Below are 20,168 nucleotides of genomic sequence, written 5' to 3'. Positions count from 1 at the left end.
TTTAACCTATAATTTAAACCAACTTTAATACCTGCTTAATATTCACCTCATATTCACATCAACCTTATTTTACATGTATGTTTATTAAAAAATGGTCATGCGCTATAGCCCTGCTGGCTGTGGTAGCTGTTGGCTGTAGCAAAAAGGATAGCCCTGTAGTGCCCAATCCACCAAAGCCGCCAACATCACCCGTAAAAACAAATTATAAAAAGATTCAAATAGATTCGGTACGCAAGGTTCTTGAAATTGAAAAGTATAAAATTGTAAGAGACAGTATTTGGAAAGACAGCTTGGGCATTAGCTTTTTTGTATTAGACAGTGTTTCTGAATTTGGTGTAACTCCTAAAAATGAAGATGGGGTATATCCCGGAAGTTTATTTGCTGTTGCTGATTTAAAAAAGCTCGCTTTTACACCCATTACCAACTATGAAAAATTACCAATAACAGTATTTACCGATGCGTGGAACGTAGATAAGTTTTCAGACATCATCGTTCCTTCTAAAAAAAATGCAGACGACGCGCTATCCAAAATAATCTCTTCGGCAAAAGGGCCCCGAAAACAAATTAACGGTCAGTCTTCAGGCAAAACGGAGTTTACCGATTATACTTTAACCGCAAAATACTTGCTGGGCATTGGGGATGGGTTTGGTTCATTATTAACACCCAAACTCCAGCCGGGAACAGCTGATATTCAAAAGAAAACAGGACTCATTCTGTATTATATTACTTCCTATTATTCATACCGGACTGATGGACCAAATGACCCTTTTTTCAATAAAAACCAATATCCGGATCTGGCCGCCAGATCGGCCGTGGTCGGCGGTATTAATTATGGAAGGATCGGTATGGTTTTCCTGGAGTCCGACTCTTCGTGGACAAGCCTCAGCAGGGCAGTTACAAGATTTACAGACGATAAGGGGCAACCGACCCAAAATGATATAAGCATTCTTAAATCTGCCGCAGCACATGTTTACTACAAGGATTTAAGCGGAGAAAAGCTCATTGATCAAAATAATTTAAACGGTTATGACAGGATCATGGAATTTAAAAAGATCAACGCCTTATATAACGATAAGGATAAAGGCGTTCCCATTTCTTTTTACCTGCAGTCGGTAGCCAATTTTGGTATATATTATAATGTTTTTGTCAGGCCGCTGGTATATCGCGTCCATTAACATGGGTTGAAGAGATAGTCTGTCAAAAGGCGAGTTATACTCCCCGATATTTTGAATATATAAACAGCCCGGCTTTTCTGATCAAAAAGAAAAGCCGGGCTGTTTTGTCAAAGGAGCTAAATCCCCCAAACTTACCGTTTGGCATGTAGCTATTTAACCGTTAATTTTTAAAAACTTTTTAAAGTTTTTAAATCCATCAAAAATTTGTAAAAAAGTGTTAAAATGGGTGTTTTGAATAAAAAACGATCTGTTTTTGAGTTGCTTCCCCCCCGTTTTTGACTAAAAAAGTGTTAAAATTTAAGGTTTAAAAAGTTTTTTTAGGATAGTATCAAGTAGCGAGTATCAAGTATCAAGATTTTTAACTTCGGTAGTAAGAACACCAATAGTAGATCCAATGGTCTTGATACTTGATACTATCCTCCCCATTTTTCTGAAAAAACAAATCATGGAACCCAAAATTTTTCCTACTTTTGTATCCCGTACACAAACAATTGGTGCCGCGTAAAAAAGGTGCCATTTTACACAAAATCATGACTAAATATATTTTTGTTACGGGCGGCGTTACCTCGTCGTTAGGAAAAGGTATTATCTCAGCCTCATTAGCCAAATTGCTTCAATCACGCGGTTATCGCGTCACTATCCAAAAGTTTGATCCCTATATCAATATCGATCCGGGAACATTAAACCCTTATGAACATGGAGAGTGCTATGTGACCGAAGATGGCGCCGAAACAGATCTGGACCTTGGCCATTATGAGCGTTTTTTGAATACCCCTACTTCACAAGCCAACAACATTACCACCGGTCGTATTTATCAAAATGTCATCAATAAAGAGCGTGAGGGCGCTTTTTTAGGTAAAACTGTACAAGTGGTACCACACATTACCGATGAGATCAAAAGAAACTTTCGCATACTGGGCGAAAACGGTGAATATGATATCGTGATCACCGAATTGGGTGGTACTGTGGGTGATATCGAATCGTTACCGTATATTGAGGCGGTAAGGCAGTTCCGTTGGGAGGTTGGTTCGGCCAATTCCCTGGTGATCCATCTTACCCTGATCCCTTTCCTGGCAGCAGCCGGCGAATTAAAGACCAAACCAACCCAGCACTCGGTAAAAATGCTGTTGGAGTATGGTATCCAGCCAGATATACTGGTTTGCCGCACCGAACATCACCTGAACAACGACCTGCGTAAAAAAATAGCCTTGTTCTGTAATGTGAATATTAACGCGGTTATCGAATCGATAGATGCTTCAACCATTTACGATGTACCATTGCTGATGCTGAAAGAGCAATTAGACAAAACCGTACTGACCAAACTTAAACTACCTCACAAAAACGAGCCCGACTTGGAAAGCTGGAAAGATTTCCTGGGCCGTTTAAAAAACCCTACTGCCGATGTACGTATTGCTTTGGTAGGTAAATACGTGGAATTACCTGATGCTTACAAGTCAATCACCGAAGCGTTTATACACGCCGGGGCCAAAATGGAGTGTAAAGTAAGGGTTGAATATATTCCGTCTGAACAATTAACTCCAGAAAATGCTGTCGAAAAACTAAAAGGCTTGCATGGTGTACTGGTTGCCCCTGGTTTTGGCGAGCGTGGTTTTGAGGGCAAAATACAAGCCATACGCCATGTACGCGAAAACAATATCCCTTTCTTTGGTATATGTTTAGGCATGCAATGCGCTGTGGTGGAGTTTGGCCGTAATGTTTTAGGACTGGAAAATGCCAATAGTACCGAAATGAACCCGGAAACACCATACCCGGTGATCGGTATGATGGAAGATCAGAAAAACATCACCAACAAAGGTGGTACCATGCGTTTAGGCGCCTATGCCTGCGATATTAAAAAAGGCACTAAAGCGGCTGCCATATACGGAAAAAACCGTATTTCAGAACGTCACAGGCATCGTTATGAGTTTAATAACGAGTATCTTAAGCAATATGAAGCTGCCGGTCTTACCCCTTCAGGTATCAATCCGGAAAACGACCTGGTAGAGATTGTGGAGCTAAAAAACCACCCGTTTTTTGTAGGCGCGCAATTTCATCCCGAATTAAAATCAACAGTTGCTAATCCGCACCCACTTTTTATTAACTTTGTCGCCGCTTCGCTGGCATATGCCCGCAAGAAGTAATAGAGCAGATAAGATACCATCAGACGGTATGGATAAAAGAGCGGGTGTACCATAATTACATCTGGCCTACAGTAACATACCTGCTGATGATAACTCTAAGCTATATATAGCGGCTGGGCGTGTATGAGGATAGCCCCGATCTGCTAAATAGAGATGGAAATTTAACAGTGATGATCAAGAATTGATAAGTGATCATTCGATACAATAGATAATGGACAAAAATACATTTACAGGATTATTCCTGATCATGGCAATTATTGCTGGCTCAATTTACTTTCTGAAGCCATCTGATGCCGAACTTAAAAAAGAACGACTGGTACAGCAGCAGGACTCTATAAGAAAGGGTTTAATTAAAGCGCAGACAGCCGCGGCAAAAGCAGCCAAAACAGATACCAGCAAAGCCTATGTAGTTGACTCGGCCTTGTTAAAAAGCCCTTTTGGAGCAGCTTCTGTAGGCAGCGAAAAAGTGGTAACCTTAGAGAATAAGGACTTATTGGTAAAACTGAGCACTAAAGGTGGCAAAGTTGCTTCTGTTGAATTAAAGAACTTTAAAACCTTTGATAAAAAGCCGCTTATACTTTTCAGTGGAGATCAAAATCATTTTGGGTTAAATTTTACCGCAGGTAATACACCAATCAATACCGACAACTATTACTTTACGCCAAGCGCACCCGAACTTAAAGTTGCCGAAAAAGATTCAGCTTCGGTAACCTTGCGCTTAAGCTACAGCCCTACCCAGTACATTGATTATGTGTACAGCTTAAAGGGTACCGGCTATAAACTGGGCCTAACCATTAAGCCAACCGGGCTTGATGGCGTTATCAACAATAGCGGTAACATCAACCTGAACTGGGCAGCCAGCCTGCACAAACAGGAAAAGGATATGAAGCAGGAGCGTCAGTATTCAACCGTTTACTATTTTAATACTGAAGGGCAAGTTGATTATCTGAGCGAAACCAAAGATGATCAGAAAGACATCAGCGATAAAAAAATGGCTTGGATAGCCTTTAAACAGCATTTTTTCTCGAACGCATTGCTGGTTAAAAACAGCATAAGTCGTTCAAATTTAGCTGTATCGACCGATGTTGCTGATACTTCGGATGTTAAACAAATGAAAGCCGATCTGACCATTGCGCGCAGTGCCGATGGCAGTGTACCAATGGAGTTTTACTTTGGCCCTAACCGCTATTCTACCTTAAAAGCTCAGGGATCAGAGTTGCAAAAGCTGGTTAACCTGGGTTGGGGACCATTAAAATACATCAACCAGTTTGCCGTATTACCGGTGTTTAACTTTCTGAACCAGTTTAACTGGAGCTATGGCTTGATCATCCTGGCTTTAACCATCCTGCTTAAATTGGTATTATCACCACTTACTTATAAATCATATCTATCTATGGCTAAAATGCGTGTGCTGAAGCCGGAGATGGACGAAATTAAAGCTAAAGTTGGCGAGGATAACCCTACACTTTTACAACAGGAATATTTAAAACTGTACAAAAAGGCTGGTGTAAACCCACTGGGTGGTTGTTTACCACTGTTAATTCAAATGCCGATAGTGATCGCGTTCTTCCGCTTTTTCCCAAGCTTGTTTGAGCTGCGTGGTCAAAGCTTTTTGTGGATGCATGACCTTTCGACCTATGATTCGGTGATCACCTTCGCGCCAATAGCCGGAGTAAGCCATATCAGCTTAATGTGTTTGCTGATGACCATATCAACGTTGATCTATACTTACTTTAACAACCAGATATCGGGTGCTACAGGCCAGATGAAATACATCGGCTACATCACCCCTATCGTATTCCTGGTTACCCTGAACAGCTATCCTGCAGGTTTGAACTATTACTACTTCCTGGCCAACATGCTTACCTTTTTACAGCAATACCTGATCAAATTCATGGTGGATGATAAAAAGATCCATGCCCAGATCCAGGAGAACAAAAAGAAGCCGGAAGAAAAGAAAAAGAAATCAGGTTTCCAGGCCCGCATGGAAGAAATGATGCGCCAGCAACAACAAGCTAAAAAATAATTTTTTTGACTTTGAGACTCTGAGATTTTTGGACTTAGGACTGAAAGATAAAAGAGACAATAGAAAAGCCCTGAAAGATAAATCTTTCGGGGCTTTTTGTTACGCATCTTTCGCTGCTGACGGGCATCTGTGAGTTGACGTTAAGCGGGTGATTTTTATGCAAAAAGTGGGTTTACACTTTTTTGCATAAAAAATTCACAATAACTTTATTATCAGATACATAGCTAAATGTAAACCCTAAAAAGTGTAAACCATGTAAACCCACTTTTTACCAATTAAGTAAACCCGGGGCTATACATACATTCGTGATTGAATTATCCGCAGCTCCTTTAGCTTTATATCTTTCCTTCAAAAATAAAAAAACACTAAAATAATTAGCAAAATGTATTACATTTGAAATATGTATGCAATTGTCGATATTGAAACCACCGGGGGGCATGCCAGCGCAAATGGCATTACCGAAATTGCCATATGCATACATGATGGTAAAAAGGTGGTTAAGCGTTTCCAGTCGCTGGTAAACCCGCTGAGGGAGATACCGGTTTATATCAGCGCATTAACCGGCATTACTAACGAAATGGTACAGCAGGCCCCTCCGTTTGAGGATGTAGCCGCCGATGTTTACCACCTTATCCATGGTAAAATATTTGTTGCCCATAACGTTAATTTCGATTATTCATTTGTTCGCTACCATTTAGCCGCGGCCGGATACGATCTGCAGTGCAATAAACTGTGTACTGTACGCCTGGGCCGTAAAATATTACCTGGATTACCTTCCTATAGTCTGGGTCGCCTATGCAAGCATCTGGGTATTGATAACGAAAGCCGTCACCGCGCTGGCGGCGATGCCGAGGCCACTGCCGAGCTGTTTACCCTGTTGTTGAACAGCGATACGGAAGGACATATTAAAGGAGCGCTGAAACAGGGCTCTAAAGAGCAGCTGCTCCCTCCTAACCTTCCTAAAAAAGATATCGACCAATTGCCGTACATGCCGGGTGTATATTATTTTCATGATCAAAAGGGGAAAGTAATCTATGTAGGTAAGGCTAAAAGCCTTAGGAAGCGGGTAAGCAGCCATTTTACCGGTAATAACCCGGGATTGCAGCGACAAGAGTTTTTACGGAACATACACCAGGTAACTTACCAGGTTTGCGGCACCGAACTGATTGCTTTTGTATTGGAGGCCATCGAGATCAAACGCCTGTGGCCTAAATATAACCGCTCCCTGAAACGATTTGAGAATGCTTACTGTCTGTATGCCTTCGAAGACCAGCGTGGCTACCTGCGCCTTGCAGTGGATAAATACCGCAAATACAGTAACCCGATATATACCTGTAACTCACTGCTTGATGGATACAACCTGCTTAATAAACTTATTGAGGGTTTTGAGCTATGCCCTAAGCTGTGTTTTATCCAGAAAAATAATGACCCTTGCGCCAGTGTAGCGGGCATATCCTGCGCCTGCGAAGGCATTGAAACTGTGGATGATTACAACCATAAAGTAAATACCGCTATTGACCAATTAAAGCAGGCCTTACCTACCTATGCCATCCGCGATGAGGGCCGCACAGGTGATGAACATAGCTGTATATTGGTTGAAAAAGGACAGTTTTATGGCATGGGTTATATCTCCCATTATTTTGATGCCGATAATATCCAACAGCTCAAAAACTACCTGACCCCATACCCGGGAAATGATTACATCAAGAATATCGTATCTAATTATGCCAGCCGCTATCCGGATAGGATGGTGGTGTTTGCTTCTTAAACAAACCACTCTGAATTTCATAATTAACAATTAATTATCTCAAAAATTAATCCCAGCCACACAATGAAGGTTTTTCAAGGTTATATATTGACACGCCTATTAAAACATTTATAAAATGGATAGTATTAATCAACAACAGCCGGAAGATAATTTTAAGAATCTTGGTGGCCCGGAAGCTATAGCCAAGATTAAAGAACTGGTTGACAGTGCTAAGAGCTGCTTTTTTTTAAGCAATATCAAAACAGGTATTCCTGCTTCTGTACGTCCTATGGCGGTACAAAAAGTAGATGAAGATGGTAACCTTTGGTTTTTAAGTGCCAAGGACAGTCATAAAAACAGCGATCTGATTAAAGACCCTATGGTGCATTTGTTGTTCCAAGGCTCTGCTCACTCTGATTTTCTGAATATTTATGGTATTGCTACTGTAAATGACGATCAGAATAAGATCCATGAACTTTGGGAACCTATATTAAAAACTTGGTTTACTGAAGGTGAGCAAGACCCACGTATATCTGTAATTAAGGTTGAACCCACCGAAGGCTATTATTGGGATAATAAACACGGCAACGCCATAGCCTTTGTAAAACAATTGGCAGGTGCTGCTATAGGAAAAACATTGGATGATTCGATTGAGGGGAAATTAAATGTAGATTAAGAAAAAGGGGTTAAGTAAGCACTTAACCCCTTTTCAAATCGGTATAGCTAAGTATTAGCTCTTTATTACTCTTTGTATCTCGTCCAGCTTCATCAATGCTTCAACTGGGGTTAGCGTATTTACGTCAAGGTTATTCAGCGTATCACGGATTTTCACCAACACCGGATCATCTATGGAGAACATCTGCATCTGCACAGCTTGCTTTTGCACTTTTCGGATACTCTCCTTGATATGCTCGCCGCCGGTACGCTCGTTTTCCAGTTTCTTCAGGATCTCATTGGCACGGGTGAGCACTTTTGGCGGCATACCAGCCAGTTTGGCCACATGGATACCGAAACTATGCTCGCTGCCGCCTGGTACCAGCTTACGCAGAAAAATGATCTGGTGGCCAACCTCTTTTACCGAAACATTAAAGTTTTTGATGCGGTTAAAGCTGTTGCTCAATTCGTTCAGCTCGTGATAGTGGGTAGCAAACAACGTTTTGGCTTTGGCCGAAGGGTGATTATGCAAATACTCGGCAATTGACCAGGCAATGGAAATACCATCATATGTTGATGTACCGCGACCGATCTCATCCAATAGGATCAAACTGCGATCTGACAGGTTATTCAGTATGCTGGCCGTCTCGTTCATCTCTACCATAAAGGTTGACTCACCGGATGAAAGGTTATCCGATGCACCTACACGGGTAAATATCTTATCCACCAAACCAATAGAAGCTGATTTAGCAGGCACAAAACAACCCATCTGGGCCATTAGTACAATCAAGCCGGTTTGCCGTAACAAGGCCGATTTACCCGCCATGTTGGGGCCGGTAATAATGATGATCTGTTGCGACTCCGAATCGAGGTACACATCATTGGTGATGTACGACTCGCCCAGTGGCAGGTTCTTTTCGATCACAGGGTGACGTCCACCCTTGATATCCAACTGTTTGCTATCGCTTATTTCGGGCTTTACATAATAGTTTTTGATCGATATGGTAGCAAAGTTAAGCAGCACATCCAAACGGGCTATCAGCTGTGCATTCAGCTGTATGGGTTTAATATATTCAGTAAGCGCATATAGCAGATCGTTATATAAACGTGTTTCCAGTGCCAGTATTTTTTCTTCGGCACCTAATATCTGCTCTTCGTATTCTTTTAGTTCGGGGGTAATATAGCGCTCGGCATTCACCAAAGTTTGCTTACGGATCCACTCCGATGGCACTTTATCACGGTGGCTGTGTGTAACCTCCAGGTAATAACCAAATACGTTATTGAACGATACTTTGAGCGATGGAATGCCTGTTGCTTCGGCCTCACGCTTTTGTATCTCCAGCAGGTATCCTTTACCCCCAAAGGCTATCTTACGCAGCCTGTCTAACTCTTCATCGATCCCCTCGTTCATTACTGATCCTTTTACTATCATAACCGGTGGCTCAGGATGCAGCTCTTTTTCTATCTTTTCGCATATCAGCACACAGGGGTTAAGCTGTTCGCCAATAGCCCGGAGTGGCTGATTCTCTGATGTTTCAGCTATTTTTTTGATAGAACCGATAGCCATCAACGCTTTTTTTAGCTGGCATACCTCACGCGGATTGGCTTTTTGCAAACCAATTTTAGAAATGAGCCTTTCCAGGTCGCCTATCTGGCGGATGTATTGCTGCAGCTCCTCACGCAGTTCCTCCTGCGCTATCAGGTATTCCACTACACCCAGGCGGTCGTTGATCGGTTTTATTTCTTTCAGCGGCATCACTATCCACCGACGCAGCAAACGTGCTCCCATGGGTGAACTGGTTTGATCAAGCACATCAACCAGGGTCTTAGCATTCTCATTAGCAGAACCAATTAACTCCAGGTTGCGGATACTAAACCTGTCGAGCCACAGATATCTATCTTCCTCAATACGGGATATAGATGATATATGCTGTAGATTACGATGTTCGGTCTCGTTGAGGTAGTGGATAGCCACACCTGCGGCGATAATACCCAGGTTAAGTTTATCAATACCAAAACCTTTGAGCGATTTTACACCGAAATGCTTTAACAGCGTTTCGTTGGCATAATCACCGCTGTAGGGCCATTCGTCAAGCGCATAGGTATAAAAACGATCGCCATAGGTATCCTTAAAATCCTTGGAGCGGCTTTTGGGGTAGATAACCTCACTTGGCGAAAAACTTTGCAACAGCTTATCAATATAATCGCTGTTACCCTGGGCAGTCATAAACTCCCCCGTCGAAATATCAATGAGGGCAATGCCTATGGTATTTTTTTCAAAATGAAGCGACGCCAGGTAATTATTGGTCTTTTGGTGCAGTATATTGTCATTGGTAGCCACACCAGGGGTAACCAGTTCCGTAACTCCCCGTTTTACAATAGTTTTGGTAGTCTTTGGATCTTCCAGCTGATCGCAGATGGCTACACGCTGACCTGCCCTAACCAGTTTTGGCAGATAAGTCTCTAATGAATGATGCGGAAAGCCAGCCAGTTCGATATGCGTGGCGGCCCCATTGGCCCGGCGTGTGAGCACAATGCCCAGGATACCCGATGCTTTAACGGCATCTTCGCCAAAGGTTTCGTAAAAATCGCCCACACGAAATAGCAGCAGAGCTCCGGGATACTTAGCCTTTATGGCGTTGTATTGCTGCATTAAGGGGGTTTCTTTGGTAGTGTCTTTAGCCAAGCGGTTACTCCTTTTATTAATCGGGTAAAGTTAATGCATTGGCTGCGCATTTACGGGATTGTGGAAAAGTTACAACGTTGTGGATATTATCAAAACAGAGGTCAATGAGCATCAGATCATTCCTCATAAACAGCACTCAAACACATTAATAATATCTGCCCGGAATTATACGCTCAACCCACCAGGGTTTTCTGATCAGTAAAAGGAGGCATAGTTTTGATTTTAACCGCTATGTAGCGTTCTATAATATCATTATAAATTTCCTTATCACTGCCCGCTATCAGATCAGTAGTTACACAAATACAACTGTTCCGGATACCCTCGCCCTTTACAGTAAAAAAGATCGACATACCCTGCCCACGCATTTTCCCACAGCTGATGTCTGTAACATCTTCCCAATAAATAACTTTGTTTTCAATATGATAAATCAACTTTTCATGGTCGATCTGCAAAGCGGCTTTATCTTTCAGATCGTAAGTAAAGCATTGCCTGCAATAATATACAGCTATAGCACTAAGAACAGCTATCACCGGCAAAACACCAGGCCAATTATAAGCGTTAATATCAACAACACATATAAACGCAATAGCAAAGGGTATAATGATACCAACAAGCCATAGGGCTTTACTACATTTATAAGTAATGACGTTCATTTCAGGTTTTACGGTAATACTAAAATAAAAAAATTATTGAAAAATAAAAAAATATTAATGTCAATAATACAGTTTTAAATATTAGCTCCTATCAATTGGTTTACAAGTACATATACGATAGGCATTGCACATCGGTTTGCTCGTACAAAACTTTTTTTCCAACTTAATTTATACCCTTAATCACAAACAACTTTTGCCAGATACTGTTAAAGCTAAAAATTTACCTTATGAGCAATTTAAGACTACTAAGCGAGGAACAAAGTAACCGGATCAGGCTTTTTTATAAAACCGGTTTCCCTATCGGGATTATATTTATACTCGCGTTCGGTATCCCGATAAGTATTGTTGCAGCTGCTTTTGCGGGTATTATAGCGGCCATGGCTGTACTGCTTTTAATTGCCGTGGGTATTTATCTTATTGTCAAAAAACGAAATCAAAAAATAGCTCATGCCCTGGAGGTATATCAATACGGAACCGAAGAAGATATATATTTCGATTCCATAGAACTAAACTATAGCTACGAAGTAAATGGCCGGCCGCAACAGATCATTAACATACGACGCCGTGACGAGCTAATACAGGTTAAAACCTTCAGCAACAGAGTTTGTGATGCTTTCAGATTACCATCGCAAAAGGCCTACTTTTATGACCGGTACCCTGAGATTGTTTTGCCCTCTTCTATATTTTATACCGCTTTTGATAACAAACAAGATCCTCCTCAAAAAACCAGGAGCGTAAGCATTTAACCTCTTCTTACATCGCTCCAAAACTTTTTAAACCTTAAATTTTAACACTTTTTTAGCCAAAAACAGGGTAAAAACATTTCACTTTTGGGCATTTTAACTAAATTTTAACGCCATTTTAACACTTTTTAACAAATTTTTGATGGGTTTTAAAAGCTTTAAAAAGTATTAAAATCCAATTCCTGATTTCCTGATACGGAGCCTTATTTCCAATTTCATTTGGAATTCCAATTCTTTATTAATTACTTTGAATTACAAAGTACTTTTTAATGACAAAATCATATCGATATTTTTCACCCGCACTATTGCTTTTATTATTGGAGGCTATAATTGCCAGGTACGTGCATGACAACATCATCAGGCCGTATGGCGGAGATTTCCTGGCCGTACTATTTCTTTATTGCCTCATCAAAAGTTTTTTTAATATGCCGGTGCTTAAAGCCGCGATATACGCTCTGCTGGTAGCTTACACTATAGAAGTTTCGCAATATTTTCATCTAACCCACTTGTTGGGATTGCAAAATTCAAAAATCATCAGGCTGCTTTTAGGCAGTTCCTTTTCATGGATGGATATCCTATGCTATACCTGCGCCTTTGTACTTATCATCATCATTGAACAATGCCGAACCCAGCCAGTTGCAGGCGGGCAAAAAATCAGAAACCCTAAAAAATTAAATCATGGAATATTTTGTAGATGAGCGTTCTATAGTACGTAAGATCTGGGGTAAAGCCGATACCATCCTGTTTATTTTCGCGGGAGCTGCGGCTGAGTTTTCCCTGAACAAGGCAGTCGACTGGCTATATTTTACCGGTAAACTACCGGCCGATCCGCTGGCCAGGCTGTTCTCTACTGTAGCCTATTCACGCCAGATCATTTTTTCGGAACGCGACGCGGCTCTGCGGGCTATTGACCAAATTACGGCCATTCATCGGGGTGTTGAAGCCGGCCGGGGAACACAGATACCCGACTGGGCCTATCGGGATGTGTTATTCCTCCTGATCGACCTTTCTATCAGTTCCTACGAACTGCTGGAACGCCCCCTTACCTTGCTGGAGAAAGCCCAGACTTTTGCCGTATTTAAACGCGTGGGCACCCGGATGCAGCTTACCGGCTTGCCTGCCACCTATTCGGAATTTCTGCATATGCGCCGCGAGCACCTGCGGCAAAACCTGGTTCGCAGTGAGTTTACTGCCGACCTGTACCGGCAATACCGCCGTCATTTGGGTGGCGCACGTTATCAGGTACTCAAACAGGCGCAATTACTGGTGACACCACAAGAGGTTCGCAGGCATTTACAGTTAAATACCGTAGCCTGGTTACGACTTGTACTATGGGGGTACAAATTTTTAAAACTAATAAGGCTGAACTCTTTTTTACGCGATGCGCTGCTGCCCGCGACCTATAAATCACAAATTTTAAGTATGGAGTCTTGAGTCTGATTTTTAATACCGCGCAAAAAACAATCTTCATTATGGACTTTCAACCTAAACCTAACCGAAGACTTCGGGCTCAAGGCTCCAGACTTAAAATTGATCATTTTCTCACATTTGTTAAGCAGGAAGCCTTATCCTGCCTGTTCCCGGTATTGGTTTTTGCGATGCTGGCAGTTTCGCATTTATTTAAGCCGGTTATCCCCCGGTATGATTTTATGCTGATAGCCTGCGTATCGATACAAATCATCATGTACTACACCAAAATCGAAACCAAAGACGAGGTATTGGTGATCTGTGTGTTCCATCTCCTGGGCCTGGGGATGGAACTGTTTAAAGTACATTATGGCTCCTGGGCCTATCCGGAGTTTGCCTATACCAAAGTTTTTGGCGTGCCTTTGTACAGCGGTTTTATGTACGCCAGCGTAGCCAGTTACCTATGCCAGGCCTGGCGAAGGCTTAAACTCAACATCATTTACTGGCCACATCACCCTACAGCCCGCATTATAGGGGCGCTTATCTATCTTAATTTTTTCACCAATAAATTCATCTATGATGTGCGTTACCTCATCGGCTTACTCATCCTTTACTTTTTCTGGCGATCGGTAGTAATATTTGAGCTGAAAGGCAAGCTTTACCGCATGCCTACCATCCTTTCATTCCTGCTCATCGGCTTTTTTATATGGCTGGCCGAAAACATAGCCACCCTGCTCGGCGCCTGGAAATATGCATACCAGCATCATGGCTGGGCCATGGTGAACTATCAAAAAATAAGCTCCTGGGGCTTCCTGGTGATCGTGAGCTTTATTATTGTAGCCGAATTAAAGATGTTGAAAAGCGGAGCTAAAAAGCCGGTTCCGCTCCTTGCAGATGCAGTGCCCCTTTAGCGTAACACTTGCGTTAATGGAGAATATTCTATTAAAAAGTGGGTTTACATGGTTTACACATTTAATGGTCAAAACCTATTTAATGTATTCATAATCAAATATTTATAAAAATTTAGCCATTAAAAAGTGGGTTTACATGTAAACCCACTTTTTATACTTAGGGGCTACAAATGCCGTCTCCTGCTGCCGCAAGCATTCGGATCTCCTTTTTATTTTATTACGGGTTTAAAAACGATTGGATTAACTTCATACACGGCGCCACAATGAATAGTGTGGAACATTTCTGTATATTCTTCAACGCCTTCTTCTAAAATCCTATCCCTATTGTTACAAATTTCATCAGCCATTCCACTATGCGAACGCTTGGGATTATTTTTATTGATAGTTAAATACCCATAAAATTTGCCATTCCTATCCAATACCTGCGGCGGATATTTCGCATTGATATTAAACGACGAGTAATCACTCGTTTTACTGCCATAAATACCGTTTTCATTCCATATAGATTTGGCGCTATGCGTAGCGCCATAATCACTGAATTGACTCCATATCGAGTTTAATTCATCATTCTCGATATAGCTAAGGTAACCTAAAAACTGATCGTGATTTTTACCACCGTACAATTTTAGCTTGGGTTGCGCATTGATGTTAAATGCTATAACAAGCTGTAATAAGATGATAACGGCCAGTGATTTCATGAATTGATTCCAATGTAATTCTACAATATTTATTTATCCATTGCTCCTGCTGCTACCACAAGTGTCTCGCGTGTGGTCATATGCATGGAATTAAACCTGTCTTTTATTTCCTCCGGACTTGCTGAATTTGATTTTCGTTACTTATCTCTATAGTTGGTTTTCCCTTATACTCAAATACTTTCCCGGTCACTTTTACTAATCTGTTTTTGCCTTTAAGCAAAAAGTCCGGTTCGAATTTATTGATATTGTTTTCTCCTCTGATCATGATCGTAAAATCCTGATTAGGATAATCGGCTCCCATAATTAACAAAACCATATTATTGTCAACAATTCTATTTACAATACTCCCCATGGTGATTACCGATTTGTTGTAATATTTTGCGAGGTCTTTGGAGTTTGCCTGTATTAATCCTTTTATCTCGAAGGCACTGTTATCAGGCTTTGCAATTATCACGTCGGGGAGCGATGTGATATGTGTTGTTGGATTAATAAAGTCAACCTCATGCATCATATATCCTCCCCTATTGGGTTCAATCAGAAAAATGGCATAATCGCGTCTATCAGTAGTATCAATCCGTTTTGATGTAACTATTAAAGTACGAATGCTGGTTAGCTTTATGGTGTTTAGCTTTTTCTTATCAAGAAAGATCCCATTATCTTTTCCCTCAATATTATAAAAAAAGGTTGGTTTCCCGCCATACCTAAGACAGGAGCATTCTATAGTGTAATTTTTATATATTGAGTTTTTTTCACTATTGATACTCCACATCCGATTGGCAGCAGATGTTTTAGCGGTATCGAGTAAATAGAATAAGGAATCTATTTTTTTATTTTCTTGTGCGAACGCATTAACTGAAACAAAGAATAAGATAATAAAAAGTAACTTCTGCATGTTAAAATGATTTATTGTGACTAATTACAACCGCTCGTTGGTAATTTATCTATAGTAGCATTCAAATTTGTTATATTAAAAGTATTAAGATCTGCCGCTGTGATGCTATACTTTGTTAACAATGAGTTGAATTCCGTTTGTAGTTGTGCTTGTTGAGCCGAAGTCCCGTCCCTTCCATTATCTAATCCAAATAGTGTGGCCATTTGATATTCCTTATCTGTATGTGCTCCATTATCCCATGTTTTTAATGCAGTTACAGCTTTATCAAAATAATCAGCTATCATATCAAGATGGTTTGAGTAATTAGGAGGAAGACCATTTAAAGCTATCCATGTATCGATTCCATAAAACCAAGAATCACCCGTAGGATACCCATGTGTTATCCCATCTACCCCAGTATTAACGCTATAATTAATATAAGCATGTAAAGTTTCGTGTATAGCTGCAGCTGCTATTAATAATCGGGAGCTATTTTTTAGCATACTGCTATTAAGTGTAATAATAGAGGATTGACCTATACCAGAAGTTGGGTCGAGGCTAGTGTGACCTAATTCAAAAGTTCCACTTGATGAAGTTGACCAAGACAAAGCCCCATCCTGCCAAGTTAGATCCGGTTTACTTGTTTTTGTAAATGCCGCCACTAAATTTGTATAAACCCCACATTCTCCTAAGTTATTTATAATCAATTTTACCGCACAAGGAAAATGTTTAGCTAAACTATCAGTTTTAATAGTAAAAGGCGTATTTGAATTCACTGTACACGGATTACTTGATGGAGGCTCAGGTGGGGGGAAGCCCGGGTCCGGTGATCCCCATGGCGGGTTCGGATCAACAATATTTACCTGTTTGGTACTATTAACCGCTGTTTTGCCCGGTGAAACAGCATGTACGCCGGCACAAGGGTCAAATGGGCTGCCGGTAACGGTTCCGGAACCGTCTCCACTATTGCCACCGCCGCCGCCGCCGCCACCTGTAGGTACATAAACCTGTTTACAATCCACACCGGTATAAGTTGCTATAATGTAGGTACCCGTTTGGTCCCATAAAGAAATGGACCATGCATCGCACTGCTCTACAAACATATTGGTTTTTATGGCCTGTACCTGTTTTGATCCATCAGTATTACCAGAAGACGATGCCTGGGTTAACAGGCGACCGGCGAGCGCCCCATTTTTATAAAACCATCCGCTTACTATTTTACCGCCCGGGGTAAAATACAATACTGTTCCGCCAAAGTCATCATCCTTTTTGTTGTATTTATTATTGCTGAGTTTTGCCGGGTTATTTTTGATGTAGGCAGAGTCGGCTATTACCAGCATGATAAATGCGCGGTAGTTTTCGCCCTGTTTTAAAATGAGGTAGGACAGTTTACTGTACTCTTTTTTAAAGTATTCATTGGTTTGCAGGTTTTTCAAATCGGCCTGTACAGGGGCAGCCGGGTCAATCGGTATCTCTAAAACGTCGTCGCTAAACCGGTGATAGCCTACAGCACTACCCCAATCAGCTTTTGTATTTTTTGCAAAATTTAAGGGAGTATAATCATCGGCAGCCGGGGCGCTATTGATTGATTTAGATCCGCCAGCGGCCAGGTATGTATTATTATACCAGTTTTTGGCCTGCAAAACAACCGGATCGGTAATTGCGGGTTGCTGTTGTTGCGTGTGCGAATCTTTTTTACAGCTATTGATGATCACAGCAATTAAACAGGCAGCGGCAAGTAATAGCAGGGGCAGTTTTTTGAACATAGGTTTAGGTATTAGATCAGACAGTTTCTTAGTTAATTAATACCCCAATATGTACTTAATATTTTTGCACTGCAATAGGTGAAAACACGGTATTTGAAGTTTCGTGCCTCCTTGGCTGGAGCGTTGATCATCCTATTCCTTAAACCCCTTCCTCCCCTTCCCGAGGGAAGGAATCGCACAAGGCTTTGGCTTTTGAACAGCATGGCGGCAGGCTCCTACACACGAGTCTTCGACAAGCTCAGACTGACAGGCCTACTTTATTTGTGATTTCTGCAATAACCCTTCCATGGACTATCGACTATGGACCATGGTCTATAGACTATCAACCCCAAACCTATCTGTAACATTTTTGATGCCCGGCCAACTGCCATAATAAGCCCGGATACCTTGCCGTTCCTGTTTAAACCAATTCGCTATACAACATGAATAAACCATACAGCCAGGTTAAAATACGATACAATACCGATAGCAATGGCCAGGATCAGTGCTGGCGCCTTATTCTTGATGGCGACGAAATACTGGTAGAATCGGTACAGATCAACGCGCCGGTTTGTACTTCCCGGGACTGGATCGAATCGGTTGGCAAATTTAAGCACCACATATCCGTAAGCAATTGCCACGTGCAGATCGATACGGAAGGAGCCGCGCTGATCACCGCTAAGCTTTAATTCGCCGCCAGTCTGCGGTTTACTATCCTGTCGGCATAATCCTGGATGAGGGCTTTGCAGTCCATCACGCCCTTTTGCATTTCGGGATTAAGCTGTCCACCAGCCAGGTTTTTCTCTAAACCTTTATCGGTAACTGCGAATATGCCGGTGATATTTTTTCCATCAAACAGGTAGGTATAATTACCCTCCATCAACTGGTAGATATTGCCCAGGGAATTGATGATCCTCGGTGTTTCGGTTGGCAGGTTGCTTACCAGGCTGCGCCCCCATGACCTGAATGGCTTGTTATAGCCTATCAGATCAACTACTGTTGGATAGATATCCATTTGCGAAGCCAGGTCTGTACGCACGCCCAGGAGCTTATAAGCGCTATTGGCGCTGTAAAACAGAATGGGCACTGCAAAGCGGTTTACCTGTTTGCTGTATTCTGGATAGTAGGTTTGGCTGGTATGGTCGGCAGTGATCACAAATATGGTATTCTGGAACCAGGGCTGCGTTTTGGCATAATTGAAAAAGATGCGCAGGGAATTGTCGGTATACTGAACGCATTTGTCAATAGCCAGCGGGCCGCCTTTAAACCTTGTCTTATATTTTTCGGGCAGTTGGTAAGGATCATGTGACGACAGGGTGAACAGCGTAGCCATAAAGGGCTGTTTTTGCTGTGTAAGCGTGCGCCCCATAAACTGGAAAAAATGCTCGTCCCAGATACCCCAGATGCCGTCAAAATCTTTATCATTATTGTATTCTGTACGACCGTAATAGTGTTGATATCCCAGGATACTGCCAAAACCCTGGAAACCCATTGAACCGTTTGCCGCACCGTGAAAGAACGAAGTCTGATACCCCATGCTATCACAAATGGATACTACCGACTGGATCTTTTGCTTGGCATAAGGCGATGAGGTAAAAGCATTCTGAAACGATGGGATGCCCGCCAATACCGACGACATGGCGTGGATGGACTGCCTGCCCGTAGCATAGGCATTGGTAAATATAAGGCTGCTGTTGGATAGTGAATCTAAAAACGGGGTGTATGATTTAAAGCCTGGGATGTTTACATCGCGGTTCATGCTGCCCCAATATTCGCGGGCCATACTCTCCAGTATAATGATCACCACATTGGGTTTACTGGCCGGATGCGAATTGTATTGTTTTAACGGCTTAAGATTGGTGGTTATATACGCTTCGTCTGTCCAGTGCTGGAGCTTGTAGTTGTTGCTGTGTAAGGTCCTGAAAACAGAAAAAGGGGTATTGAGCACAATATCGCCCTGGTTGGGTATGGTAACGTGTTTATAGGCATCCACCATGTTGATAGGCCGTGTACTATGCGCGAAATCGCCCCGGATACCGCCAATAACAAGTGTGAGAAAAATAAGGAATGAGGCTACAGATGACAGGAAATATACTTTCCTATCGGTTACCCCGGCTGGTTTTACCTTTACCTGCTTGTACAACCCAATCCAGCAAAATGAGCACAGTATAAACAGGAGGATCACATACCAGTATGCTTCGGAAAAATGGGTAAACAGCAATTTCTTGTTATTCTCATCGGCCAATACATCCAGCGTTGCTTTGGTTGAGCGTACCTGGCTAAAGCGATAGTAAATAATATCAACAAAGTTGGTGGCATAGGCCAGCAAATTGGTAACAAAATACAGGATAGCCATACCCTTTTGAAACCCGGGCCGCGTGTTTACAGTTAATGGCAAAACACTAAGCACAATAAATAGGCTATTGATATACAACAAGGCCGTAGTATCAAAGGCTATACCGTAGTAGCATAACTTAAGCAGCGCCCAAAGGGTATCAACCGCAAACAGGTGCGTATTAAAAGCAAAAAACAACACCCTTGCTATAAAATAAAACAAATACCCCAAAAACAGCCTGTATAAAAGCACCTTATATTCGGCTAACCTTAATTTATTTTCCATGAAAACACATTGCTTTTAGTTTCTCCGGCATCAGGTCGACGGGGTATTATGATCGATCTGTATATATACCGGGAACTTTTAAAAAGCGGAA

16 protein-coding genes are annotated in these 20,168 nt (G+C 41.8%); 10 read left to right on the top strand and 6 right to left on the bottom strand.

Annotation, left to right across the window (positions count from 1 at the left end; genetic code table 11):
* Positions 1-77: 77 nt before the first annotated feature.
* From FHW89_RS19940 to FHW89_RS19920, 5 genes are all read left to right on the top strand, one after another.
* Positions 78-1,175, top strand: coding sequence for a hypothetical protein (locus tag FHW89_RS19940; protein ID WP_172336800.1), 1,098 nt, complete (start codon positions 78-80; stop codon positions 1,173-1,175).
* 530 nt (positions 1,176-1,705) lie between these two features.
* Positions 1,706-3,316, top strand: a complete 1,611-nt coding sequence (locus FHW89_RS19935; RefSeq protein WP_172336799.1) for a CTP synthase — start codon at positions 1,706-1,708, stop codon at positions 3,314-3,316.
* A gap of 211 nt (positions 3,317-3,527) precedes the next feature.
* Positions 3,528-5,342: a membrane protein insertase YidC gene (gene yidC, locus FHW89_RS19930; protein ID WP_172336798.1), complete on the top strand. Its 1,815-nt coding sequence runs from the start codon at positions 3,528-3,530 to the stop codon at positions 5,340-5,342.
* A gap of 400 nt (positions 5,343-5,742) precedes the next feature.
* Entirely contained in the window at positions 5,743-7,110 is a 1,368-nt protein-coding gene (locus FHW89_RS19925) for an exonuclease domain-containing protein (RefSeq protein WP_172336797.1), read from the top strand.
* A gap of 115 nt (positions 7,111-7,225) precedes the next feature.
* Positions 7,226-7,765 (top strand): pyridoxamine 5'-phosphate oxidase family protein, encoded by a 540-nt coding sequence (locus FHW89_RS19920; protein ID WP_172336796.1) that lies wholly within the window; start codon positions 7,226-7,228, stop codon positions 7,763-7,765.
* Between the two features lie 54 nt (positions 7,766-7,819).
* Here the strand turns inward: FHW89_RS19920 and mutS are convergent, their stop codons facing one another.
* Positions 7,820-10,429 carry a DNA mismatch repair protein MutS gene (gene mutS, locus FHW89_RS19915; RefSeq protein ID WP_216650634.1) on the bottom strand — a complete coding sequence of 870 codons (2,610 nt, stop codon included), beginning with the start codon at positions 10,427-10,429 and terminating at the stop codon, positions 7,820-7,822.
* Between the two features lie 173 nt (positions 10,430-10,602).
* On the bottom strand, positions 10,603-11,082 hold the full coding sequence (locus FHW89_RS19910; protein WP_172336795.1) for a hypothetical protein: 480 nt from the start codon (positions 11,080-11,082) through the stop codon (positions 10,603-10,605).
* A 227-nt stretch (positions 11,083-11,309) separates the two neighbouring features.
* Here FHW89_RS19910 and FHW89_RS19905 point away from each other — a divergent pair, with 227 nt between their 5' ends.
* From FHW89_RS19905 to FHW89_RS19890, 4 genes are all read left to right on the top strand, one after another.
* Positions 11,310-11,828: a hypothetical protein gene (locus tag FHW89_RS19905; protein WP_172336794.1), complete on the top strand. Its 519-nt coding sequence runs from the start codon at positions 11,310-11,312 to the stop codon at positions 11,826-11,828.
* A gap of 266 nt (positions 11,829-12,094) precedes the next feature.
* Positions 12,095-12,523: a DUF2809 domain-containing protein gene (locus FHW89_RS19900; RefSeq protein WP_172336793.1), complete on the top strand. Its 429-nt coding sequence runs from the start codon at positions 12,095-12,097 to the stop codon at positions 12,521-12,523.
* Positions 12,504-13,259, top strand: a complete 756-nt coding sequence (locus FHW89_RS19895; protein ID WP_172336792.1) for an oxygenase MpaB family protein — start codon at positions 12,504-12,506, stop codon at positions 13,257-13,259. Before FHW89_RS19900 ends, FHW89_RS19895 begins: the two co-directional genes overlap by 20 nt.
* 38 nt (positions 13,260-13,297) lie before the next feature.
* Positions 13,298-14,143, top strand: a complete 846-nt coding sequence (locus FHW89_RS19890) for a DUF817 domain-containing protein (RefSeq protein WP_172336791.1) — start codon at positions 13,298-13,300, stop codon at positions 14,141-14,143.
* A 209-nt stretch (positions 14,144-14,352) separates the two neighbouring features.
* On the opposite strand, the gene FHW89_RS19885 is transcribed toward FHW89_RS19890, so the two are convergent.
* From FHW89_RS19885 to FHW89_RS19875, 3 genes are all read right to left on the bottom strand, one after another.
* Entirely contained in the window at positions 14,353-14,841 is a 489-nt protein-coding gene (locus FHW89_RS19885; RefSeq protein WP_172336790.1) for a hypothetical protein, read from the bottom strand.
* A gap of 103 nt (positions 14,842-14,944) precedes the next feature.
* Complete coding sequence (locus FHW89_RS19880; protein WP_172336789.1) at positions 14,945-15,733, bottom strand: hypothetical protein; 789 nt, start codon at positions 15,731-15,733, stop codon at positions 14,945-14,947.
* A gap of 20 nt (positions 15,734-15,753) precedes the next feature.
* Entirely contained in the window at positions 15,754-17,478 is a 1,725-nt protein-coding gene (locus tag FHW89_RS19875) for a hypothetical protein (protein ID WP_172336788.1), read from the bottom strand.
* A 422-nt stretch (positions 17,479-17,900) separates the two neighbouring features.
* On the opposite strand from FHW89_RS19875, the gene FHW89_RS19870 reads away from it, so the two are divergent.
* Positions 17,901-18,146, top strand: coding sequence for a hypothetical protein (locus tag FHW89_RS19870; protein ID WP_172336787.1), 246 nt, complete (start codon positions 17,901-17,903; stop codon positions 18,144-18,146).
* Here the strand turns inward: FHW89_RS19870 and FHW89_RS19865 are convergent.
* The gene (locus tag FHW89_RS19865) at positions 18,143-20,077 is read right to left on the bottom strand and encodes an LTA synthase family protein (RefSeq protein ID WP_172336786.1); all 1,935 of its coding nucleotides are present in this window, start codon (positions 20,075-20,077) and stop codon (positions 18,143-18,145) included. The two genes, FHW89_RS19870 and FHW89_RS19865, sit on opposite strands and share 4 nt — an antisense overlap.
* Between the last annotated feature and the right edge of the window lie 91 nt (positions 20,078-20,168).

Origin of the sequence: Mucilaginibacter sp. SG564 (assembly GCF_013149275.1) — a bacterium.
Lineage (GTDB): Bacteria > Bacteroidota > Bacteroidia > Sphingobacteriales > Sphingobacteriaceae > Mucilaginibacter.
This window is presented reverse-complemented; position numbering and strand designations above follow the sequence as displayed.